Raw genomic sequence first — 1,598 nt, 5'->3', positions numbered from 1 at the left:
AATTACAAGTTTTCTCATATATATTCCTTACTTATTTTTAATCTCATTAATCTTTTTATTTATATCTGAAATATTTAAAGATTTTTTTAATTCATCTGTTTTTATCTTTAAATCCTCATTTGCTATTTTGCTTTCTATTTGTAATTTAGCCTTACTTGCTTCCGTTTCTAATTTAATAGAAGTCTTATCAAGTTCATTGCTATCAATTTTTAATTTATATTGAGAATTATCAATATCCATAGTTGAATTTACTTGAGGATTTATTCTAGTTATTACATTGTTTTTATTATACACTCCTAGTAATTTACTATTCTGTAATTCAAATAAAACATCAGAAGTATCATTAATCTTACTATAACTAGCAAAATACGAATCACTTGGCTTTAACTTAACATAATTATTTTTCGTATCAGCATAATAAAATTCTTGAGCTGGGTTTGTATAAAATTCTGTAAAGAATTTAGTTTTCTCATTATCCCAATCAGCTAATTGCTTTCTATAATTTGAAGAATTAGTAAATTTTAAATTTTCTTTTATATTTAAAATATTTAAATCCAAACTACCATTTTTTGCAGTGTATTCAATTTGTTCTTTATTGACATAAGCAGTAGTTCTATAATGATCCGAAGTTGAATCTACAACAGTAGGAGCTTGAAAATTCATTGTATAGCCGTTGTATTCTAAATCTTCTATATCATATTCACGCATTTGTAAATAATTATGGTTCATAACAAAATATCTTAAATTATAAGCACTATCCCTACCATCTTTTTTAGTTTGCTCTTTTGAATAATAAGTTAAAAGTCCTCTTGATAAATCAAGTTCAGCGGCAGAATTTGTATTTGAGTAATAATTAATAGCTGTTTGATTATTTTTTTCTATATCACTTTTAAAACTATTCCAATCATCTTTTAAAGTTGTAAAATGAGATAAATCTGATTTGCTTAAATCATAATTAATACCAACTAATTGAGCTTTTAATTCATTTTTATTTGCACTAAAACTAGCATAATCTGATGAATATTCTAAATTCTTTTCAGCATTAGGCGTATTAAGACTAGTATTTTGCAAGTTATAATTTTGAGTTTTGATTTCTTTAGTTCCTAAATCAGAAACATTGTAGCTATTGCTAGTAAGAGTATTCTTTTTACCATCTAAAGTATAATAATCAAAAGATTTAACACTCTTATCATTTTCTAATTTTCTACCATATAAATCAAGTGTCATAGTTCCTAAATTAAGACTTGCTGCACTTTTAGAATTTAAATCTTCTGAATAGTAATAATAACTATTTACATTGTTATTAGCAAAGTATTTATTAGGTATAGAAGGTTCTAATTTAGTCCATTCTTTTTCATCTTTAATCACTGGCATATCAGGTATTGCCACATTATTATCATTTGGCTTATTTTCTGGTGTGCTTGTATTATTATCAGGATTACTTGGCGTATCTGGTGTCGTATTTGGATTACTTGGAATACCTAAATCATCACTAGGTTTATTTGGAGCAATTTCTGGCACATTATCTGTATTTAAAGAATTATCATTTTTTGCAATGATTTCAGTTACTTCTTCTTTAATATCGCTTGCAATATTCA

General features: G+C 25.3%; 1 protein-coding gene. It reads right to left on the bottom strand.

Features of this window, described 5'->3' with window-relative positions; all coding sequences use genetic code 11:
• Positions 1-27: 27 nt before the first annotated feature.
• A partial coding sequence (locus AVBRAN12647_RS09540) for a hypothetical protein (RefSeq protein ID WP_336615110.1) occupies positions 28-1,598 on the bottom strand: 1,571 nt, incomplete at its 5' end.

Source organism: Campylobacter sp. RM12647 (assembly GCF_020138135.1).
Lineage (GTDB): Bacteria > Campylobacterota > Campylobacteria > Campylobacterales > Campylobacteraceae > Campylobacter_E.
This window is presented reverse-complemented; position numbering and strand designations above follow the sequence as displayed.